This is a genomic window from Streptomyces sp. NPDC059785 (genome assembly GCF_042732375.1).
In the GTDB taxonomy this organism is placed as follows: Bacteria; Actinomycetota; Actinomycetes; order Streptomycetales; family Streptomycetaceae; genus Streptomyces.
On record NZ_JBHWHV010000072.1, the window covers coordinates 13,215 to 30,387 of the forward strand.

Here is a 17,173-nt window from a genome sequence, read left to right on the forward strand (position 1 = left end):
CACTCCTTGCCTACCCACAGTGAACAAGCCGCGTCACTCGTGTCCCAGCGTAAGGCGTACCGGCGTTCCGCACCTGGGCACGGCGGGCGGGCCGGGACGGAAGAGAGCGCCCCGACCCTTGACGTGCTCATGCATGTTCCCGTCAGAATCTGTTTGTTCACGATCAGTTGTGATTACTTCTGGGCCCTTCGAGGGGAGAGCCACCATGACGGTCACGCGTAGATCGGTCCTGGTCGCAGGGGCGGCCGCGCCCGCGGTCGCGGCGCTGACGGGTGCCGGGCAGGCGCACGCCGCGTCCGCCGCGGGCGCCACCGGCCGGGACACGGTCGAACTCCGCGACGGCTGGCGCTTCGCGCTCGCCGATCCGGTCGGCGCCACCGACCCGCCCGAGTACGAGCACGCCGCCGAGCCCGGCTACGACGACTCGGCGTGGCGCCGGGTGGCGGTGCCGCACGACTGGAGCATCGAGCTCACCCCCACCACCGAGCACGGCACCAGCAGCGGCACCGGTTTCCTGCCCGGCGGCCTCGGCTGGTACCGCATCGCCTTCACCCTGCCGCCCGCGCTCGCGGGCCGGCGCGTCTCGGTAGAGTTCGACGGCGTGTACATGGACGCGTACGTGTACTGCAACGGCACCGAGGCCGGGCGGCACCCGTACGGGTACACCGGGTTCGCCTGCGACCTGACCGACCTGCTGCACACCGACGGCACCACCGAGAACGTGCTCGCGGTCAGGGTGCGCAACCGGCTGCCCAGCAGCCGCTGGTACTCCGGCAGCGGCATCTACCGCGACGCCCGCCTCGTCGTCACCGACCCGGTGCACGTCCGGCGCTGGGGCACCCAGGTCACCACCGAGGAGCTCACCCCGGACCGGGCGGTGGTCCGGGCCCGCGCCACCGTCGTCAACGACGGCGGCACCGAACGGGAGGTGACCGTCGCCTCCCGGGTCCTCGACCCGCGCGGACGCACCGTGGCCCGCGCCGCCTCCACGGTGACCGTGGGCGCCGCCGAGCAGACGGCCGACCACGAACTCACCGTTCCCGAGCCGAAGTTGTGGTCCTGCGACACCCCGCACCTCTACACCCTCGTCACCGAGGTGCGCACCGGCGGCGGGACCACCGACACCTACCGGACCACCTTCGGCCTGCGGCACGCCACCGTGGACGCCGACGACGGCCTCACCCTGAACGGCACCCCCCTCAAACTCCGCGGGGTCAACCTCCACCACGACCTCGGCGCGCTCGGCTCCGCCGTCAGCGCGGACGCGATCTCGCGGCAGCTCACCCTGATGAAGGGCATGGGCGTCAACGCCCTGCGCACCTCGCACAACCCGCCCGCCCCGCAGGTGATCGCGGCCTGCGAACGCCTCGGCATCCTGATGATGGTCGAGGCATTCGACTGCTGGCAGCGCGGCAAGAACACCTACGACTACGGCCGCTTCTTCGACGAGCACGCCGACGCGGACATCTCCGAGATGGTGCTCGCGGCCCGCAACTCGCCCGCCGTCCTCATGTGGTCCATCGGCAACGAGATACCCGACTCGACCTCCACGGCCGGCCTGGCGATGGCCGACCGGCTGATCGACGCCGTCAGGAAGCTCGACACCAGCCGCCCGCTGGTGATCGGCTCCGACAAGTACCGCAGTCTGCCCGCCGCCGGCTCCGCGGCCGACCTGATGCTCGCGAAGATCGACGGCCTGGGCCTCAACTACAACACCGCCGCCTCGGTCGACGCGCTGCACGCCCGCTACCCGAAGCTGTTCCTCTTCGAGTCCGAGTCCTCCTCCGAGACCTCGACCCGCTCCACGTACCAGGAGCCCGAGCACCTCAACACCGGCGAGAATCACACCCCGGGCCGCCGGGCCACCTCCTCCTACGACAACAACCTCGCCTCATGGACGATGAGCGGCGAGTACGGGCTGAAGAAGGACCGGGACCGCACGTGGTTCGTGGGGGAGTTCCTGTGGTCGGGCATCGACTACATCGGCGAGCCCACGCCGTACGACGTCTTCCCGGTGAAGGCTTCCTTCTTCGGCGCGATGGACACCGCCGGGTTCCCCAAGGACATGTACCACCTGTTCCGCAGCCAGTGGACGGACGAGCCCATGGTCCACCTGCTGCCCATGAGCTGGAACCACGAGCCGGGCGACACGGTCGAGGTCTGGGCCTACGCGAACGTGGACACCGTCGAGCTGTTCCTCAACGGCAGGTCGCTCGGCGTCAGGCGGTTCGACACCAAGAAGACCACCGACGGCCGCGCCTACCTGGAGACGACCGAGGCGACCGGCGACGACAAGACGGTCACCACCGGCGACTACCCCGGCAGTTACACCAGCCCCAACGGCAGCGCGGGCAAGCTCCACCTCACCTGGAAGGTGCCCTACGCCCCCGGCGAGCTGAAGGCGGTGGCGCGCCGCGGCGGGCGTACGGTCGCCACCGACGTGCTGCGCACCGCGGGCGACCCGCACGCGCTGCGGCTCACCCCGGACCGGACGTCGCTCCCGGCGGACGGGCGCGCCCTGTGCTTCGTGACGGCCGAAGTGGTCGACGCGCACGGCGTGGTGGTGCCCGGCGCGGAGCACTCGATCTCCTTCGCGGTCGCCGGCGGCTCGCTGGCCGGGCTCGACAACGGGCGGCAGGAGAGCGCCGAGCGCTACCAGGCCAGTACCCGCACCGCCTTCCACGGCAAGGCGCTCGCCGTCGTACGCTCCGGCACGAAGGCGGGCACCGTGAAGGTGACGGCCCGCGCGCAGGGCCTGCGCACCGCGACCGCGACCGTACGGGCCACCGCGGCGCACGAGCGGGCCACCACACCCGCCCCGGCGTTCCGGCCGGACCCCGGGCCCGGAGCCACCGACTCCCCGCACGCGGACGCCAGTTACTCCGGCCGCGCCGACACCCTGCCCGCCGCGATGCTCGACGGCGATGCGGGCACCGGGTGGTCCAACGCGTATCTCAAGTCGGCCACGGCGCTGCTGCCCGCGTTCAGCGGGGCCCGCCCCGAGGACTGGGTCTCGGTCGCCTGGGGCCGGACCCGGACCGTCGACCGCGTCGAGGTGTCCTTCACCGTCGACGCCACCCACCGGCAGCCCGCGGCCGTCGAGGTCGAGGTGTGGAACGGGGACCGGTACGTGCCGGTGCGGGGCGCGGCCGTGGAGCGGGCCACCGCCTCCGACGCGCCCACGGTGATCACCTTCGACGCCGTGCGCGGCAGCGGGCTGCGCCTGGTCATGACCAGCGCCGCGCCCGGCGCCGGGGACGGGGCGCTGCGGATCAGCCGCCTTGAGGTGCCCGCCCGCTGAGGCCGGCGGGCCGGCAGGGGGCGCGGCGCACGCGCGGAAGGTACCGGTCGGACTCCGGAGGTACCGCGCCGCACCCCCTGCCACCTGCGCTTATGGACCGCTCAGTACCCGAGCGGTACCGTGGTGGCATGCCTGCCCTGAATGTGGAGTTCAGCGACCGCGAGCTGGAGGACCTGCGGCAGATCGCCAAGGAGCGCGGTACGTCGATGAAGGCCCTGGTGCGTGAGGCGGCGGCGGCCGACATCGTGCGCCACCGGGCGCTCCAGGAGGGCGCGGACGTCTTCCGCCGGTTCTTCTCCGCGCACGCCGAGGAGTTCGCGGCCGCCTTCCCGGACGACGAACCACCGGCCGACGGCGCGGGGCGGGCCGCCTGACCGATGGCCCCCGTCATCCACATCGACGTGCCCTGGCTGCTCCAGCGCCACGAAGAGGTGCTGCCCGACCAGCCCACGGTCAACGACTTCTCCGCCCTGGTCGCCGCGGTCGCCCGGCACCGGGTCGACCCGCCCCGCCTGGGCGTGAACTCCGACCCGGCCTGGCGCGCGGCCGCCCTGCTGCACACCCTCGCCGTGCTGAAACCCCTGCCGAACGCCAACGCCCGTTTCGCCTGCGCGACCGCGGTGGCGTACATGTTCGTCAGCGGCGCCGGGATCGATCCGCCCTACGGCGCGCTGGTCGATCTGACCCGTGACCTGATCTCCGGCAAGGCGGACGTCTACGGCGCGGCCGACCGGCTGCGCTCCTGGCAGATCTGAGGGTTTCGCGACCGCGATCGGTGAATGATGAAAGTCGGTGCCGGGGGCGGCGGTCTCCGGCCGTTATTGACTAACTTTCAAAGATACAAATATTCACGGATGTTGCCCGAGTGCCTTGTTGGCCGTCCGCGTGTTGTGCCAGGGTAAAGTCCCGCGCATGGGCATTGGCCGGATCTGAATCGCTGTTCGGTATTTCAGACTGCCGATGGGCTCAAAAGGCCCGCGGCAGACGGTCGTCGAGCATCCCGCCCGGCCGTTTTCCCGCCGCCCGCCGAATTTGGTACGCACCATCGAAGGGGCTCCTTATGGCGAGCGGAAGTCCGCGTCGCCACGTGCCCCGGAAGGAAACCGCTCTGTGCCCACCCCGCACCCCCCACGTCCGCCATTCTCCCGCCCGCCGCGTCCCGCTACCGGCCGCCCGCCGCGCCCGACGGCACCCGGGGAATCCGACGAGAGCCTTGCCGCCCGCCTGAGACGTCACCCCGAGGGCGACGAACCGCACCCCGTAGCCCTGCTGATGGCCCGGCACTGGCAGTCGGTGCACGACTACGCGGTCATCTGTCTCGCGTCCTCGGGGCAGCTCGCGTCGATGGTCACCGCCGCCTCCTTCCACCGCCTCGTCAGGCAGCTCACCCGCGGCGGATCGGGTGCGGCAGTGCGGCCCCTGCTCCTGGTGACGGTGCGGGACACCGTCAAGCAGTGGGCCGGAGAAGAACGGATATCCGGCGTACTGCCGGATCTGCGGAAACCCGCCGGAGGGCGCGGCATGCGGGCCGCGCAGACCATGACCCCGGAAAACCGGCGGCTGGCCGAACACGCCTTTTCGCAACTTCCCGGACTCGTCCAGTGCCTGCTGTGGCACACCGAGGTGGAGGCCGAGCCCATATCCGTACCCGCCGGTCTGTCGGGCCTGGACGCCGGCACCGCGTCGGCCGCGCTGGAGCAGGCGCACGAGCAATTCCGGGCCGCCCTGGTCCGCGCCCACCAGGAACTCGCGCCGACCAAGGAATGCCGCTACAACAACCGGCTCCTCGACGTGCCCATTCGCCGCGGCGGCGCACTGCTGCCCGATGTCCAGCGCCACCTGCTCGAGTGCCGTTACTGCGCCGACGCCGCCGAACAGCTCTCCCAGGTGGAGAACGACCTGGACACCATGCTCGCCGAGGCCGTGCTCGGCTGGGGTGCCCGGCGCTACCTCGACTCCCGTCCGGACCGCGCCAAGCGCGCGGCGCGCGACCGGACCACCACCCCGCGCGGCACCGCCCGGGTGCGCGCCGCGGCGGCCCGCGCCGCCGGGGTCCGGGCGGCCGGCAGCGGACGCCACCGGCTGCTGCCCCGGTTCCCCACCCCGGCCCGCTGGGCGCCGCCGGGGCACAGCCTCCCGCGCTCGGTCGTCACCGGCGTCGGCATCGCCTCGGCCGCCGCCCTCGTCTCCCTGCTCACCGTCGCCCTCTGGTCCGACGACGGCGGCGGCGCCGACCCGACCGCCTCCACCAGCGCGACCGGCAGCCGCACCGCGACGTCGCCCGGCCCCGGTCTCCCGGCCGGCGGCGCCTCGCCGTCCGTGGTCACCCCGCAGCAGACCCGGCTGCGCAACATCGCCGTCGGCCAGTGCCTCGACATCCGCGGCGGCAGGGCCGAGCAGGGGTCGGGCGCCCGGCTGGCCGAGTGCTCCTCGGCCCAGACCCAGCAGTGGTCGTACGAGCAGGACGGGCTGCTGCGCAGCGTCGCCGCCCCCGAACTCTGCCTGGACTCCCGGGCCGACGCCTCCGGGCTCGTGGTACTCGGCCGCTGCGTCGCCGCGAGCGCGGACCGCGCCGACGACGTGCGCTACGACCTCACCGTGCAGGGCGAGCTGCTGCCCCGCTGGACGAAGGAGCTCGCCGTCACGCCCGCGGCCGCCGACCCGAAGGCCGACGTGGTCTCCAAGGACCGGGACGGTTCCGACGTCCAGCGGTGGGCCACCGACGCCCCGTCCGCGTCGCCCGACTCGCTGTCCATCGCGGGCACGGCCCGGCCGCCGAGCAGCCCCGCGCCCGCCGCGTCGCCCTCCGCCGGCGCACCGGGCGACGACTTCACGGACGTCTCCGCGGGACCGGACGAACGGACGGGGGAGCGGAACGGGGAACGGCGTGCCGTGACCGTCGACATCCCGGACACCGGAGCGCCCTCGCCGCTGCCCGCCGTGTCCACCGGCGCGATCCTCTGACGGACGGCGGACGGACGCAGGCCGGGAGGGACGGGCGCGTCACACCGTCACGCGTCCGTCCGTCACAGGACCGGCCCGGCGCACGTCCCGCCGATCCCGGTGGCACGGGTCACGCGGAGTCCTCGACCAGATCGCCGGGGCCCAGGGTGCCGGGGCCCGCGTGCCCGGACAGCGCCAGGGTCAGGTCGAGTTCGGCGAGCAGACAGCGGATGACGTGCTCGACGCCCGCCTGTCCGTCGAGGCCGAGCCCGTACGCGTAGGGGCGGCCGACGAGCACGGCCCGCGCGCCGAGCGCGAGCGCCTTGGCGATGTCGTCGCCCGTGCGGATCCCGCTGTCGAACAGCACGGTCAGCCGGTCGCCCACCGCCTCGACGACCCGGGGCAGCGCGTCGGCCGCGGCGACGGCGCCCGCCACCTGCCGCCCGCCGTGGTTGGAGACCACCACACCGTCGATCCCGGCGTCGGCGGCCAGCCGGGCGTCGTCCGGGTGCAGGATCCCCTTGAGGACGATCGGCCCGTCCCAGTTCTCCCGCAGGAACGCCAGGTCCGGCCAGGTCTTGCCCGGATCGGCGAACATGCCCACGAAATGCATGACGGCGGCGTTCGGGTCCTCGTGCACCGGCTTGGCCAGACCGGCGCGGAACGCCGGGTCGGAGAAGTAGTTGGCCGTGCCCACCCCGTGCAGGAAGGGCAGGTACGCCTGGTCGAGATCGCGCGGCCGCCACGCGAGCAGCGGGGTGTCGAGCGTGACGAGGAGCGCCGTGTACCCGGCCCGCTTCGCCCGGTGCAGGAAACTGCGGGTGACCTCGCGGTCCTTGGCCCAGTAGAGCTGGAACCAGCGCTCCGCGTCGCCCATCGCCTCCGCGACCTGCTCCATGGGCGTGCTCGACGCCGAGGACAGGACGAACGGCACGCCCTGCGCCGCGGCGGCCCGCGCGGCGGCGGACTCGGCGTCCGGATGCATGATCGACAGCACGCCCACCGGCGCGAGCGCGAGCGGCGCGGGCAGCGAACGCCCCAGCACCTGGACGGACAGATCGCGTTCGTGCACGTCGCGCAGCATCCGCGGCACGATCCGGCGCCGTTCGAGGGCGGCCCGGTTGGCCCGCGCCGTGCTGCCGTCGCCCGCGCTGCCCGCCACATAGCCGACCGGGCCGGGTCCGAGCCGCCGCTCGGTCAGCTCCTCGAGCCGCGTCAGATCGGTGGGCAGCCGCGGCACGGCACCCGTCATCCCGTTCAGATAGATCTCGTACTGGAAGTCGGCCCAGTGCTTCGCCATCCGTACGTCCCGCCTTTCGTGCCCGCACGCGACCCGTGCTCTACGACCGTGCTGTACGCCGACGATCCTGGCGATCGTGACAAGATCCGTCCACCGCACCCCTGGCTTCACACGGGACCGCGCGTGCACCATGCGGAAGGTCCGGACCACTTCGAGGACCTGGAGTTCCCGTGCCCCCCACCGCGAGACGTCCGCTGGGCATCCTGACCGTCCTGTTCACCGCCCTCGCCCTGCTGACCCCGGCCGCCGCCCGTACCGCGAGTGCCGCCGCCCTGGCCACCGTCTGCAACAAGTACTGCGACGGCCGCGACCCGGCCCTGTCCCCGCAGGACCGGCAGCCGGTCACCGCCACCGTCTTCTCCCGCTCCATCGCCCTGCACTTCGACGACACCGACGCGATGGGCTGGGCCTCCCTCGGCAACGGCAGCCCCGGCGACGAGGTCTGGCTCGACCGCTCCTTCGACGGCGGCCGGACCTGGAGCTCGGGCAGCAGACTCGGCGCCACCACCGTCCCGTCCGGCCAACGCGGCCGGCGCACCCTCATGTACAACGTCGACGACTGGAACAACGACGGCGTCGGCGCGCTGCGCGCCTGCGGCAGGGCGGGCGACCGCACCGAGATCGCCTGCACCCCGTGGGCCCGTACGACCTGGAACGCCTACAGCCGGCCGACCGCGGCGGCCACCGCGCTGATGCAGTTCTACGACAACTCCACCGGTCTGTTCGCCACCACCGGCTGGTGGAACTCCGCCAACGCGCTGACGGCGCTGATCGACAACATCCGGGTGACCGGCATGCCCAGCTACAAGTACGCCGTAGCCCGCACCTACGAGCGGCAACTGAACGCGCAGGGCGGGCAGTTCCGCAACGACTACATCGACGACACGGGGTGGTGGGGGCTCGCCTGGGTGGCCGCCTACGACCTGACCGGTGACAGCCGCTATCTGGACACCGCCCGCGCCGACGCCGATCACATGGCGCGCTACTGGGACACCACCTGCGGCGGCGGGGTGTGGTGGAGCACGGCGAAGACGTACAAGAACGCGATCGCCAACTCCCTCTACCTCCAGCTCAACGCCGCGCTGCACAACCGGATCCCCGGTGACACCGCCTACCTCGGCCGGGCGAAGGCGGAGTGGAGCTGGTTCCAGGGCACCGGCATGATCAACGGCTCGCACCTGGTCAACGACGGCATCGACCTCGGGACCTGCAAGAACAACGGGTCGACGGCCTGGACGTACAACCAGGGTGTGCTGCTCGGCGGGCTCGCCGAACTGCACCGCGCGACGGGCGACTCGGCCCTGCTCACCACCGGGCGGCAGCTCGCCGATGCCTCGACCACCGCCGCCTCGCTGCACTCCGGCGGCGTCCTGCGCGAACCCTGCGAGACGGACGGCTGCGGCGCCGACGGCCCCTCCTTCAAGGGTGCCTACGTCAGGGGGCTGAGCGCCTTCGACGACCGGCTGGCCGACCACCCCTACGCCGCCTACCTCGCCCGGCAGGCCGCCGCCGCGTACGCGGCCGACCGCACCGCGCTCGACACCTACGGACTGCGCTGGGCGGGCCCCGTCGACTCGACGGACGCCGCCCGCCAGCAGAGCGCCCTGGACCTGATGAACGCGGCGTCCTGACACATCTCCTGACACGAGGGAGGGCGGGGGCACCGGGCCCCCGCCCTCCCGTCCCGTGTGCTGTCTCCTACGAGAAGGAGGTCAGGTTCAGCCGGACACCGGTGGGGGCGGTGTCCTGGATGTACGAGGCGAAGTCCGCCACGTCGTCGAAGGCGAAGCCGTACGCGCGGCCGTCCGCCATGACCGAGTGCACCGCCTTGGCGTAGTGGTTGGTGACCGCCGTCCGGTAGAAGGACGCCGGGTCCGTGGTGGGCTGGGACGCGGTGCTGACCAGCGTCGTACGGTTGAAGGCGGCGCCGAGGACGGCGGCGACCGGGCCGGTGGTGCCGTCGTTCGGCGCGGCCAGCGCGCCGTCGCAGAAGAGCACGTCACGGGTGGACGGCTTGCTGAAGGAGACCGAGGCCGGTCCGGTGAACGAGAGCTTGTCGCCGCTGACGCGGCCGGTGAAGGCACCCGCGTTGGTGGTGACGGTCAGGTCCTTGCCGGCGTAGGTGCTCCACGCCTGGTCGATGTACGAGGCGAGGTAGTCCGCCGCGAACAGCCCGGAGTCCAGGCCGTGGCCGGGCGCGATGACCCGCTTGTCGGAGACGACCAGCGGCGCGAAGGCGTCGACGGCCCTGACCGCGGAGAAGACCTTGTCGCGGCCGCCCGCCACGAGCGTGCCGGTGGTCTGGTCGGCGGAGCCGGTCAGCCGTATCGACATCGGCACGCTGAACATGTCGACCATCGTCGTGTTGCAGAACATGCCGGAGGAGTTGTACGTGAACTCCGCGCAGTCGTGCAGCACGTCGTAGTTCGGGTCCGAGGCGACCCAGCCCGCCGGGTACTGGAGCGCCGCGTTGCCCGCGCCGTCGGTGACCGCCTTGAACTTCAGCTTGCTGCCCAGGGCGACGTAGATACGCCCGGACATGTACGGGAGGGACAGCGTCGTCTCGCCGCTGGACGCCAGCGGGATGGCGTAGTCGGTGTAGCCGTCGGAGCCGTTGTCGGACAGGGCGATGGGGGCGAGCGTGCCGTCGGCCTTGACCCGGACCTGCTTGCCGTCCTGGTTGCCCACGATGTACAGGTACACGGAGGAGTTGGCGAACTCGCCGGTGTTGTTGGCGAGGGTCAGCGGAAGCGCGCCCGCCGCCTTGGTGGAGCTGCCGTCCGTGACCGCGCCCAGCGCGCGCGGGGCGATCAGCGCGAGGCCGGGGCCCGCGACGGCGGCGGCGGCGAGGGAGGCGAACATCCTTCTGCGGGTGATCATGGCGTGTCTGTTCCTGTTCTGAGCGGTGTGCTGGGGGACCGGTGGGTGTACGGGGCCGGTCAGCCCCAGGCCGATACGCGCACGTAGTCGACCGTCATGGTCTGCGGGAATGAGGTGGAGGCGTCGGGCGAGCCGGGCCAGTTGCCGCCCACGGCGAGGTTGAGGATCACGAAGAACGGGTGGTCGAAGACCCACTCGTCGCCGTTCAGATCGGCCGCCGTCCGGGTCTGGTAGACCGTGCCGTCGACCGACCACTTGATGGCATCGGGCGACCACTCCACGGCGAAGGTGTGGAAGTCGTCCGCGAAGGCCGCCCCGCTGGGCAGCGTGTAGGAGGCGCCGATGCCCTCCGCGCCGGAGTAGCCGGGGCCGTGGATCGTGCCGTGCACGGCCGTGGGCTCGTTGCCGACGTTCTCCATGATGTCGATCTCGCCGCTCTGCGGCCATCCGGCGCTGCCGAGGTCGTCGCCCAGCATCCAGAAGGCCGGCCAGATGCCCTGGCCGCGGGGGATCTTGATACGGGACTCGAAGCGGCCGTACGCCTGGGTGAAGGTCTGGGCCGTGTTGAGCCGCGCGGAGGTGTACTGGCAGTCGCCGTACCAGCAGTCGAGCCCGGCACCGGCGTCCGCCTTGCGGGCGGTGATCACCAGATTGCCGTTGCCGTCGAGGGCGGCGTTGTCGGTGCTGTTCGTGTAGTACTGCAATTCGTTGTTGCCGTTGCCCGAACCGCCGGTCTCCAGCGTCCACTTGGCGGCGTCGGGCGCGCTGCCCGCGGCGCCGTCGAACTCGTCCGACCAGGTCTGGGCGCCGACCGCGGCGTTGGCCCGGTCGGTGCCGGGCCCGCCGAGGGACAGCCCGACGGCGGTGACGAGCGCGGCGGCCACGAGTGTGGCCAGCCCGCCCATCGGCAGGGAGCGTGAGCGATGTGCGGCCATACCGAACCTCGATGTGGGGGGAGGGGTTGAAACAGGTGTGGGGGGTGGGACTCGTGGGGGGTGGCGACGTGCTCGATGTTACGCAGGACGGATGCCGCGGCCAACGACCAACAAGGTCGAACTCACCGCTCTGACCTGCGAGTTGTTCGGCAACATCGCTTCATAAACATGCCTTAGGGCTCACTTAAGCGAGCCCCGGAGGCGGTCAGGGGTACGAGACGACGGTGGACGGCACGGTGGTGGTGCCGGAGGTGGGGGAGCCCGTGTCGTTGATGACCCGCTCGTACTGGCCGTTGCCGCTGAGCGAGACCACGAGCAGGTTGTGGAACTTCACGCCGGAGGCGCCGGGCGCTGCGAAGCCGTGGTGCTGCACGATCGTCGGGTCGACGTTGTAGTAGCAGTAGCTGCCCAGGCCCCAGCCCTCGTGCGTGGTCACCGAGTCGGCGACCTTGTAGGCCGCGTAGCCCTTGACCGAGCCGTTCTGGACCGCCGCCTGGTCCGGCGCGTCGTACGCCTTCTCGTTCTGGAAGAAGATGGTGCGCCCGCGCTCGCCGTTCCACTGCACGTCGTACTTGTTGAAGTGCTCCACGAACAGGCCGGTGGCCAGCACGTCGTCGCCGTTGACCACCACGCCGTAGTCGGCCCGGTTGGTCTCCCAGCCGACGCCCGTGCCGTGGTCGGCCCGCCAGACCCAGGTGTGGTCGACGATCGTGTGCCGGCTGTTGATCACCATGCTGGTGGTGGCCTTGCCCGCGCCCGCGCCGCCGATGCGCACGAACACGTCCTGCACGGTGGTGGGGTCGGCGGAGTGGTCCGCCGAGGCGCCGGTGGGGCCGACCTCCAGCAGGGTGGCGGAGTTGACGGACCCCGCGTCGATGAGGAACCCGGCGAGCCGCACCCCGTCGACGTCGGCGACCCGCAGCGCGGTGACACCGCCCTCCGGGACGAGGGTGGCGTAACCGAGACCGAGGACGACCGTGCCGGCCCGGTTCACCTCGACCGCCGCGTCGAGGTGGTAGACGCCCGGGGTCAGCAGCAGATGCAGACCCTGCTCCAGGGCGGCGTTGAGGGTCGCTGCCGTGACACCCGGCTGGGCGACGTAGAAGTCCGTGAGCGGCAGCGAGGTCCCCCGCGGCGTACCGCTGCCCCACGTCGTACCGCGGGCGTCGGTGCGCTTCTCCGGCAGGAAGACCCGGTAGGCGTCGCCGTCCAGGTACAGGAAGGGCTTCTCCCGGGAGACGGGTGTGGTGTCGAGCGTGGTGTACGGAGGGTCGGGGAAGCTCCCCGCCGGCGCGCCCTCGACACCCGAGAACACCATGTTCCAGACGGCGTTGGTCCAGCCGCCCACGGAGGAGTCGCGGGTGTACCACTGCTGCTGCGAGTACGGGCCGACCGTGCCGTCGATCCGGCTGTCGGCGATGTAGCCGCCGCTGGCCCAGCCGTAGCCGTCGGGGGCGAGGTTCAGGTCGCCCTTGACGTGCATGCGCCTGAACGGCGCGGCCTGGGCGACGGCCCAGCGGTTGGTGCCGCTGACCGGGCTGAGGGCGAGGTTCTCCGCCGAACGCCAGAAGTTCTGCGTGGCGTTGCCGTCGAACCAGCCCGCGTCGACGGTCACGTCACCGTTGATGGTCGTGTCGTCCGGGGACAGGCCGAGGCCCGCGATCGAGGTGTAGAAGCCGAGCTGCGCGTTGAGCCCGCTGTACGTGCCCGGCTTGAACAGCAGGGCGTAGCGGCCGTCGCCGAACTGCGCCGTCTCCTGCTGGGCGAATATCTCGTCCAGCCTGGCCTGGATGCCGGAGGTGGACGGGTCGAAGACGATGACGTTCGGGCCGAGGTCGCCGCCGCCGGCCAGCGCGCGCACGCGCCGCTTCGACGGTGTTGCCGCCGGTGCCGCCGAGGCGGCGGAGGAGGCGGCGAGCAGGCCGGGCGCGGTCGCCGCGACGGCGGCCATGGCGCCGAGGACCGAACGCCGGCCGAGGGGGGACCGGCCGGAGGAAGGCTGGGACGTGGGGGAGGAAGAGGGCATGGGGGGCTGCTCTCCTGGTTCAGTTATTGAACAGTTGGGGTGTTTGGGAGCGCTCTCTTGACGGAGAATGCTTCATGCGTGGTGATCCGCGCGTCAAGGGTTGTGACCGGAGTCCCGCATGTTGTTGCCGAGCGGACGGCAACTGTGCGGTGGTTTGCGCGGATTCGGCGACCGGACCGCACGGGAGAGTGCACACGAGTCAGGCCCGCGAAGGGCGGGCCTGAGTTCAAGAGGTGCCGTCAGCGGGTCACTCGGCGTCCTCCGCCTCCCCGGCACCCGCCACATCTTCGGCGTCCGCCGTGTCCGCCGTGTTCCCGGCGTGCTCGGTGTCCGGCCCCTGGGCCCGGACCCGTTGCACATGCTCCAGCGAGTCCCGCAGTTCGCCGAGCCAGTCGTCGGTGTGCCGCTGGACCAGCCGTACGCACCAGGCGAGCGCGTCGCTGCGGCTGCGCGCCACCCCGGCGGCGACGAGGGTGTCCAGGACCTGGCGCTGCGGCTGCCGCAGCCGGGTCATGACCGGCGCCGCGACATGGGTGAACAGGGTGCGCTCCGCGCCGCACCGCACACCCCAGGAGACCTTTCTGCGGAAGCGGTGCTCCGCCTCGCGGGCCACCGCTACCCGCGCCGCCCGGCTGCGCTCGCGGAACTCCTGGACCCGCGCCCGGACCGCCGCCTCCCGTTCGGCGGCGGACGCCTCCGCCGCGAGCCGCGGCTCGGGGATCCGGCCGACGACCGTGATCTCCTCGCGGTCGACCGTCACTTCGTCCAGGCCCTCGAAGAGTTCGTCGGGCAGCCGGCCGGCGAACCAGCCGCGGACCTTCTCGTGCTGCTCCCGGGTAATCATGTAATGCACGTTACGGAGAAGCCCCGCGGTCGGGAAGGCGTCGTGCGGGGGTCCGCCGTGAGCTGAACCGGAATGTTTCAGGCCGATTGCCGAGCCGTACGGAATCGGCCAGTTGATCGTTTCAAGCGATCAAGGGCCGCCCCGTTACCGGCCTCGCGCGATCGGATTCCGTGACTTCGCGCCACTGATTCAACACTCAAAGTTACTGAAACCCGCGGGGTCGATGTGTGTTTCCGGGGCCGGGTCGGCAGACTCGCGCTCGCCGCACCGGCACCCGGCCCACCCGGCCGGACCGGTGCGCCGTACTCGACACAGCGGAAGGATGCACACAATGCCGAACACCGCGCGCTGGGCGACGACTTGGGTGATGGCGGCCACCGCCGTCTGCGGACCGGCGGCCGGCTCCGCGCTCGCCGCCCCGGCCCCCACCCCCTCCGGTCTCTACGCCCCCTCCGCCCTGGTGCTCACCGTGGGCCACGGAACCAGCGCCCTCGCCGCCACACCCGAACGCGCCGTCACCCTGACCTGCGCTCCGACCGCCACGGGCACGCACCCGGCGGCCGCTGCGGCATGCGCCGAACTGCGGGACACCGGCGGTGAGTTCGCCGCCCTGCCGCTCAGATCCGACGCGCGATGCACCCGCCGGTACCGTCCGGTGGTCGTCACCGTCGACGGGGTGTGGCAGGGCACGCGCGTCTCCTACGAACGGACCTTCGCCAACGAGTGCGTGAAGAACAGCTACGGGACGGCCGTCTTCACGTTCTGAGAGACCGGGATCGCGCGGTTTCCGTGAGCGTGCAGCGAGGGCCGTGGCTGGGGAGCGCGAGCCCTCGTCGCGGAGCGCCACGCGATTCCTCCCCGGGGGCCGGCCGGCCGGAGTGGGGCCGGCGGCCGGCTCCCGGTACCAGTGATACGGAAGCGATGACGTACAAGTACGCGGTGGAACGGGCTACTTGAGGTCCTCGGGCAGGGTCGGCAGCGGTGGGAAGCGGCCCAGCAGTCCCGAGGCGCGCAGCAGCCGGATCAGCCGCGGCCGGTCGGTGACGATCCGCAGCCGGCCGCCGCACTGCCGGGCCCGCGCCTCGGCCCGGCAGAGCACCCGCAGCCCGGACCCGTCGAAGAACTCGACGGTCCGCAGATCGGCCAGTACATCGGGCGCGGCCCCGGCGGTGGCCGCGTCGAGGTGCTCCGCCAGGGCGCCGGCGGTCGCCATGTCGATCTCCCCGGACACCTCGACCACGACGAACGGGCCGGCCGCGTAGCTGTGCGCGTACGGGTTGGGTGACGGGAGGCCGGACTCGCCCTCGGGACCTTCGGGGAGGTCGGAGGCGTGATCGTGAGGGTCCGGTGACATGTCGGCTCCGCCTCGGCAGGGGAGGGCGTATGTGATCTGCGTAGGTACCCAGGCCCGGCCCCGTACATCCCTCGGGGCCGCCGCGCGTGATGCGGTTCACTCGACTAGGTGAATCTTCCGATCTGAGTGTTGACTTTTCAAGCGGGGTGTTGCTTCAACCTGCTCTGGTCAAGCGGATGTTGGGGACGTAGAGTCCTTGTGCCGCCCCGGCCCCCGGCTGCATCGATGTCCGCGCAACTGGCGCAACAGGGGGCGACGGTGAGCACGCCGGTGGAAACGCCTGCGCAGGGACCGGCTCTGGTGACCGAGCACGGACTCATGGCGCCCGCGCTCGAGATGGAATTCACGGCTCACTTCACGCGGCTGGACGGGAAGTCGGCGCTCGAAGCGGCCGCGGCGGCGGTGACGCGGGTGATCGAGGCGCCGACCTGGTTCGTCGCCCCCGTCCTCGACGCCGGCCGTTCGGTGAGCAGCTGCCTGCTGGAGCGGACCACCGCCGACGTCTGCCGGATCGTGCTCACCGCCAACGACGCGGGGATCACCGTCGCGGCCACCGACGACACACAGCTCGCGCTCGACTCGGCGGAACACGGCAGCGCCAAGAACCTCCCCCTGCTGACGGTCGTCGACGGACTCCACGTCCACCACGGCCCCGACGGCCACATGTGGGTCGTCTGGCAGGGGAGCTGGCGCGGCGCGGAGGTCTGAGCCCGGCGGGTGCCCCGGTCAGCCCGGCTTCGAGCGGCGGTGGCTGGTGTCGCACCACGGGTAGCGCCGGCTGAGCCGGCAGGTGCACAGCGCGACCCGGAAACGGTCGGAGGACACGACCGAGCCGTCCTCCAGCTCGACCTCGACCGGTCCCTCGACCAGCAGCGGGCCCCGGCGCTGCACCGTGATCCGGCGGGGTGTCTCAGACGCGTCGTTCGGCACGGATGACCACCAGCTCTTCCTTCTCGTCCGCTTCCCCGGCGGCGGGCAGCAGCCCGCGCTCGCACAGCCAGTCCCGGCGTCCGCGCAGCACGGGGCCGAACGCCACCCGGCGGCGTTCGCCGACCGCTGCGCGCAGCCCGGCTCCGCGCAGCCGCTCCAGCGTCGGGGCGCAGCCGCTGAGCGCGGAGTGCACCACCAGCAGCACGCCGCCGGGGTTCAGCAGCCTCGGTGCCTCGTGGCAGATCCGGTCCAGTACGAGACGGCCGTCGTGTCCCGCGTCCCAGGCCCGGGCCGGACCCCGCGACGGCAGGTGCGCGTCGGGTGCGGGCACGTAGGGCGGGTTGGCGAGGATCAGGTCGAAGGTCCGGTCCGCCACCGGGGCGAACAGGTTGCCGTGCAGGATGCGGACGGGCAGTCCGGCGAGGCGGGCGTTGAGCCGGGCGCTGCACACCGCCCGCCAGGACACGTCCACCGCGGTCACCCGCGCGCCCCTGCGGGCCGCCGCGAGGGCCACCGCGCCCGTTCCGGTCCCGACGTCCAGGACGTGCGCCCCGGGGGCGATCGGCTCTTCGTAGAGCGCGGTGACCAGCAGGGACGTGTCGTCCTGTGGGGCGTAGACGCCCGGGAGTGCCAGTGGTTTCACGCGGGGCCGAGTACCCG

The 17,173-nt window shown here is 72.1% G+C and carries 14 protein-coding genes and 1 pseudogene; 7 read left to right on the forward strand and 8 right to left on the reverse strand.

Going from position 1 to position 17,173, the window contains the following annotated elements; translation table 11 throughout:
• Window positions 1-205: 205 nt before the first annotated feature.
• From ACFV6E_RS36765 to ACFV6E_RS36780, 4 genes are all read left to right on the forward strand, one after another.
• Window positions 206-3,301 (forward strand): glycoside hydrolase family 2 TIM barrel-domain containing protein, encoded by a 3,096-nt coding sequence (locus ACFV6E_RS36765; protein ID WP_385467659.1) that lies wholly within the window; start codon window positions 206-208, stop codon window positions 3,299-3,301.
• 128 nt (window positions 3,302-3,429) lie between these two features.
• Window positions 3,430-3,675 (forward strand): hypothetical protein, encoded by a 246-nt coding sequence (locus ACFV6E_RS36770; protein WP_385166263.1) that lies wholly within the window; start codon window positions 3,430-3,432, stop codon window positions 3,673-3,675.
• A gap of 3 nt (window positions 3,676-3,678) precedes the next feature.
• Window positions 3,679-4,056 carry a toxin Doc gene (locus ACFV6E_RS36775; RefSeq protein WP_385166261.1) on the forward strand — a complete coding sequence of 126 codons (378 nt, stop codon included), beginning with the start codon at window positions 3,679-3,681 and terminating at the stop codon, window positions 4,054-4,056.
• Window positions 4,057-4,411: 355 nt separating this feature from the next.
• Complete coding sequence (locus ACFV6E_RS36780; RefSeq protein WP_385467662.1) at window positions 4,412-6,265, forward strand: RICIN domain-containing protein; 1,854 nt, start codon at window positions 4,412-4,414, stop codon at window positions 6,263-6,265.
• Between the two features lie 109 nt (window positions 6,266-6,374).
• Here ACFV6E_RS36780 and ACFV6E_RS36785 read toward each other — a convergent pair whose 3' ends face one another.
• Entirely contained in the window at window positions 6,375-7,544 is a 1,170-nt protein-coding gene (locus ACFV6E_RS36785) for a lactate 2-monooxygenase (RefSeq protein WP_385467665.1), read from the reverse strand.
• Window positions 7,545-7,747: 203 nt separating this feature from the next.
• On the opposite strand from ACFV6E_RS36785, the gene ACFV6E_RS36790 reads away from it, so the two are divergent.
• Window positions 7,748-9,175 carry a glycoside hydrolase family 76 protein gene (locus ACFV6E_RS36790; protein ID WP_385467689.1) on the forward strand — a complete coding sequence of 476 codons (1,428 nt, stop codon included), beginning with the start codon at window positions 7,748-7,750 and terminating at the stop codon, window positions 9,173-9,175.
• A 67-nt stretch (window positions 9,176-9,242) separates the two neighbouring features.
• Here ACFV6E_RS36790 and ACFV6E_RS36795 read toward each other — a convergent pair whose 3' ends face one another.
• The 4 genes and pseudogenes from ACFV6E_RS36795 to ACFV6E_RS36810 all read right to left on the reverse strand — a co-directional run bounded on the left by ACFV6E_RS36795 (window position 9,243) and on the right by ACFV6E_RS36810 (window position 14,229).
• Entirely contained in the window at window positions 9,243-10,424 is a 1,182-nt protein-coding gene (locus ACFV6E_RS36795; protein ID WP_385166257.1) for a glycoside hydrolase family 64 protein, read from the reverse strand.
• A gap of 68 nt (window positions 10,425-10,492) precedes the next feature.
• A pseudogene (locus tag ACFV6E_RS36800) lies at window positions 10,493-11,359 on the reverse strand (family 16 glycosylhydrolase); the annotation flags it as partial.
• A gap of 205 nt (window positions 11,360-11,564) precedes the next feature.
• Window positions 11,565-13,385 (reverse strand): coagulation factor 5/8 type domain-containing protein, encoded by a 1,821-nt coding sequence (locus ACFV6E_RS36805; protein WP_385467667.1) that lies wholly within the window; start codon window positions 13,383-13,385, stop codon window positions 11,565-11,567.
• Window positions 13,386-13,632: 247 nt separating this feature from the next.
• Window positions 13,633-14,229, reverse strand: coding sequence for a hypothetical protein (locus ACFV6E_RS36810; protein WP_385467670.1), 597 nt, complete (start codon window positions 14,227-14,229; stop codon window positions 13,633-13,635).
• 331 nt (window positions 14,230-14,560) lie between these two features.
• On the opposite strand from ACFV6E_RS36810, the gene ACFV6E_RS36815 reads away from it, so the two are divergent.
• Window positions 14,561-14,995 carry a subtilase-type protease inhibitor gene (locus ACFV6E_RS36815; protein ID WP_385166251.1) on the forward strand — a complete coding sequence of 145 codons (435 nt, stop codon included), beginning with the start codon at window positions 14,561-14,563 and terminating at the stop codon, window positions 14,993-14,995.
• A gap of 183 nt (window positions 14,996-15,178) precedes the next feature.
• On the opposite strand, the gene ACFV6E_RS36820 is transcribed toward ACFV6E_RS36815, so the two are convergent.
• Entirely contained in the window at window positions 15,179-15,583 is a 405-nt protein-coding gene (locus ACFV6E_RS36820; protein ID WP_385166250.1) for an STAS domain-containing protein, read from the reverse strand.
• A gap of 300 nt (window positions 15,584-15,883) precedes the next feature.
• Here ACFV6E_RS36820 and ACFV6E_RS36825 point away from each other — a divergent pair, with 300 nt between their 5' ends.
• Window positions 15,884-16,291: a hypothetical protein gene (locus tag ACFV6E_RS36825; RefSeq protein WP_385166249.1), complete on the forward strand. Its 408-nt coding sequence runs from the start codon at window positions 15,884-15,886 to the stop codon at window positions 16,289-16,291.
• Window positions 16,292-16,309: 18 nt separating this feature from the next.
• On the opposite strand, the gene ACFV6E_RS36830 is transcribed toward ACFV6E_RS36825, so the two are convergent.
• Both ACFV6E_RS36830 and ACFV6E_RS36835 read right to left on the reverse strand, forming a co-directional pair.
• On the reverse strand, window positions 16,310-16,513 hold the full coding sequence (locus tag ACFV6E_RS36830) for a CDGSH iron-sulfur domain-containing protein (protein WP_385166247.1): 204 nt from the start codon (window positions 16,511-16,513) through the stop codon (window positions 16,310-16,312).
• Window positions 16,494-17,156 (reverse strand): HemK2/MTQ2 family protein methyltransferase, encoded by a 663-nt coding sequence (locus ACFV6E_RS36835; RefSeq protein ID WP_385166245.1) that lies wholly within the window; start codon window positions 17,154-17,156, stop codon window positions 16,494-16,496. The genes ACFV6E_RS36830 and ACFV6E_RS36835 overlap by 20 nt, the downstream gene beginning before the upstream one ends.
• Window positions 17,157-17,173: the final 17 nt, after the last annotated feature.

Bases quoted from the DNA above. Each gene is read 5' to 3' on its own strand.
- ACFV6E_RS36770 (WP_385166263.1), top strand. From the start codon at position 3,430: ATGCCTGCCCTGAATGTGGAGTTCAGCGACCGCGAGCTGGAGGACCTG.
- ACFV6E_RS36765 (WP_385467659.1), top strand. From the start codon at position 206: ATGACGGTCACGCGTAGATCGGTCCTGGTCGCAGGGGCGGCCGCGCCC.
- ACFV6E_RS36820 (WP_385166250.1), bottom strand. From the start codon at position 15,583: ATGTCACCGGACCCTCACGATCACGCCTCCGACCTCCCCGAAGGTCCC.
- ACFV6E_RS36805 (WP_385467667.1), bottom strand. From the start codon at position 13,385: ATGCCCTCTTCCTCCCCCACGTCCCAGCCTTCCTCCGGCCGGTCCCCC.
- ACFV6E_RS36785 (WP_385467665.1), bottom strand. From the start codon at position 7,544: ATGGCGAAGCACTGGGCCGACTTCCAGTACGAGATCTATCTGAACGGG.
- ACFV6E_RS36815 (WP_385166251.1), top strand. From the start codon at position 14,561: ATGCCGAACACCGCGCGCTGGGCGACGACTTGGGTGATGGCGGCCACC.
- ACFV6E_RS36810 (WP_385467670.1), bottom strand. From the start codon at position 14,229: ATGATTACCCGGGAGCAGCACGAGAAGGTCCGCGGCTGGTTCGCCGGC.
- ACFV6E_RS36775 (WP_385166261.1), top strand. From the start codon at position 3,679: ATGGCCCCCGTCATCCACATCGACGTGCCCTGGCTGCTCCAGCGCCAC.
- ACFV6E_RS36795 (WP_385166257.1), bottom strand. From the start codon at position 10,424: ATGATCACCCGCAGAAGGATGTTCGCCTCCCTCGCCGCCGCCGCCGTC.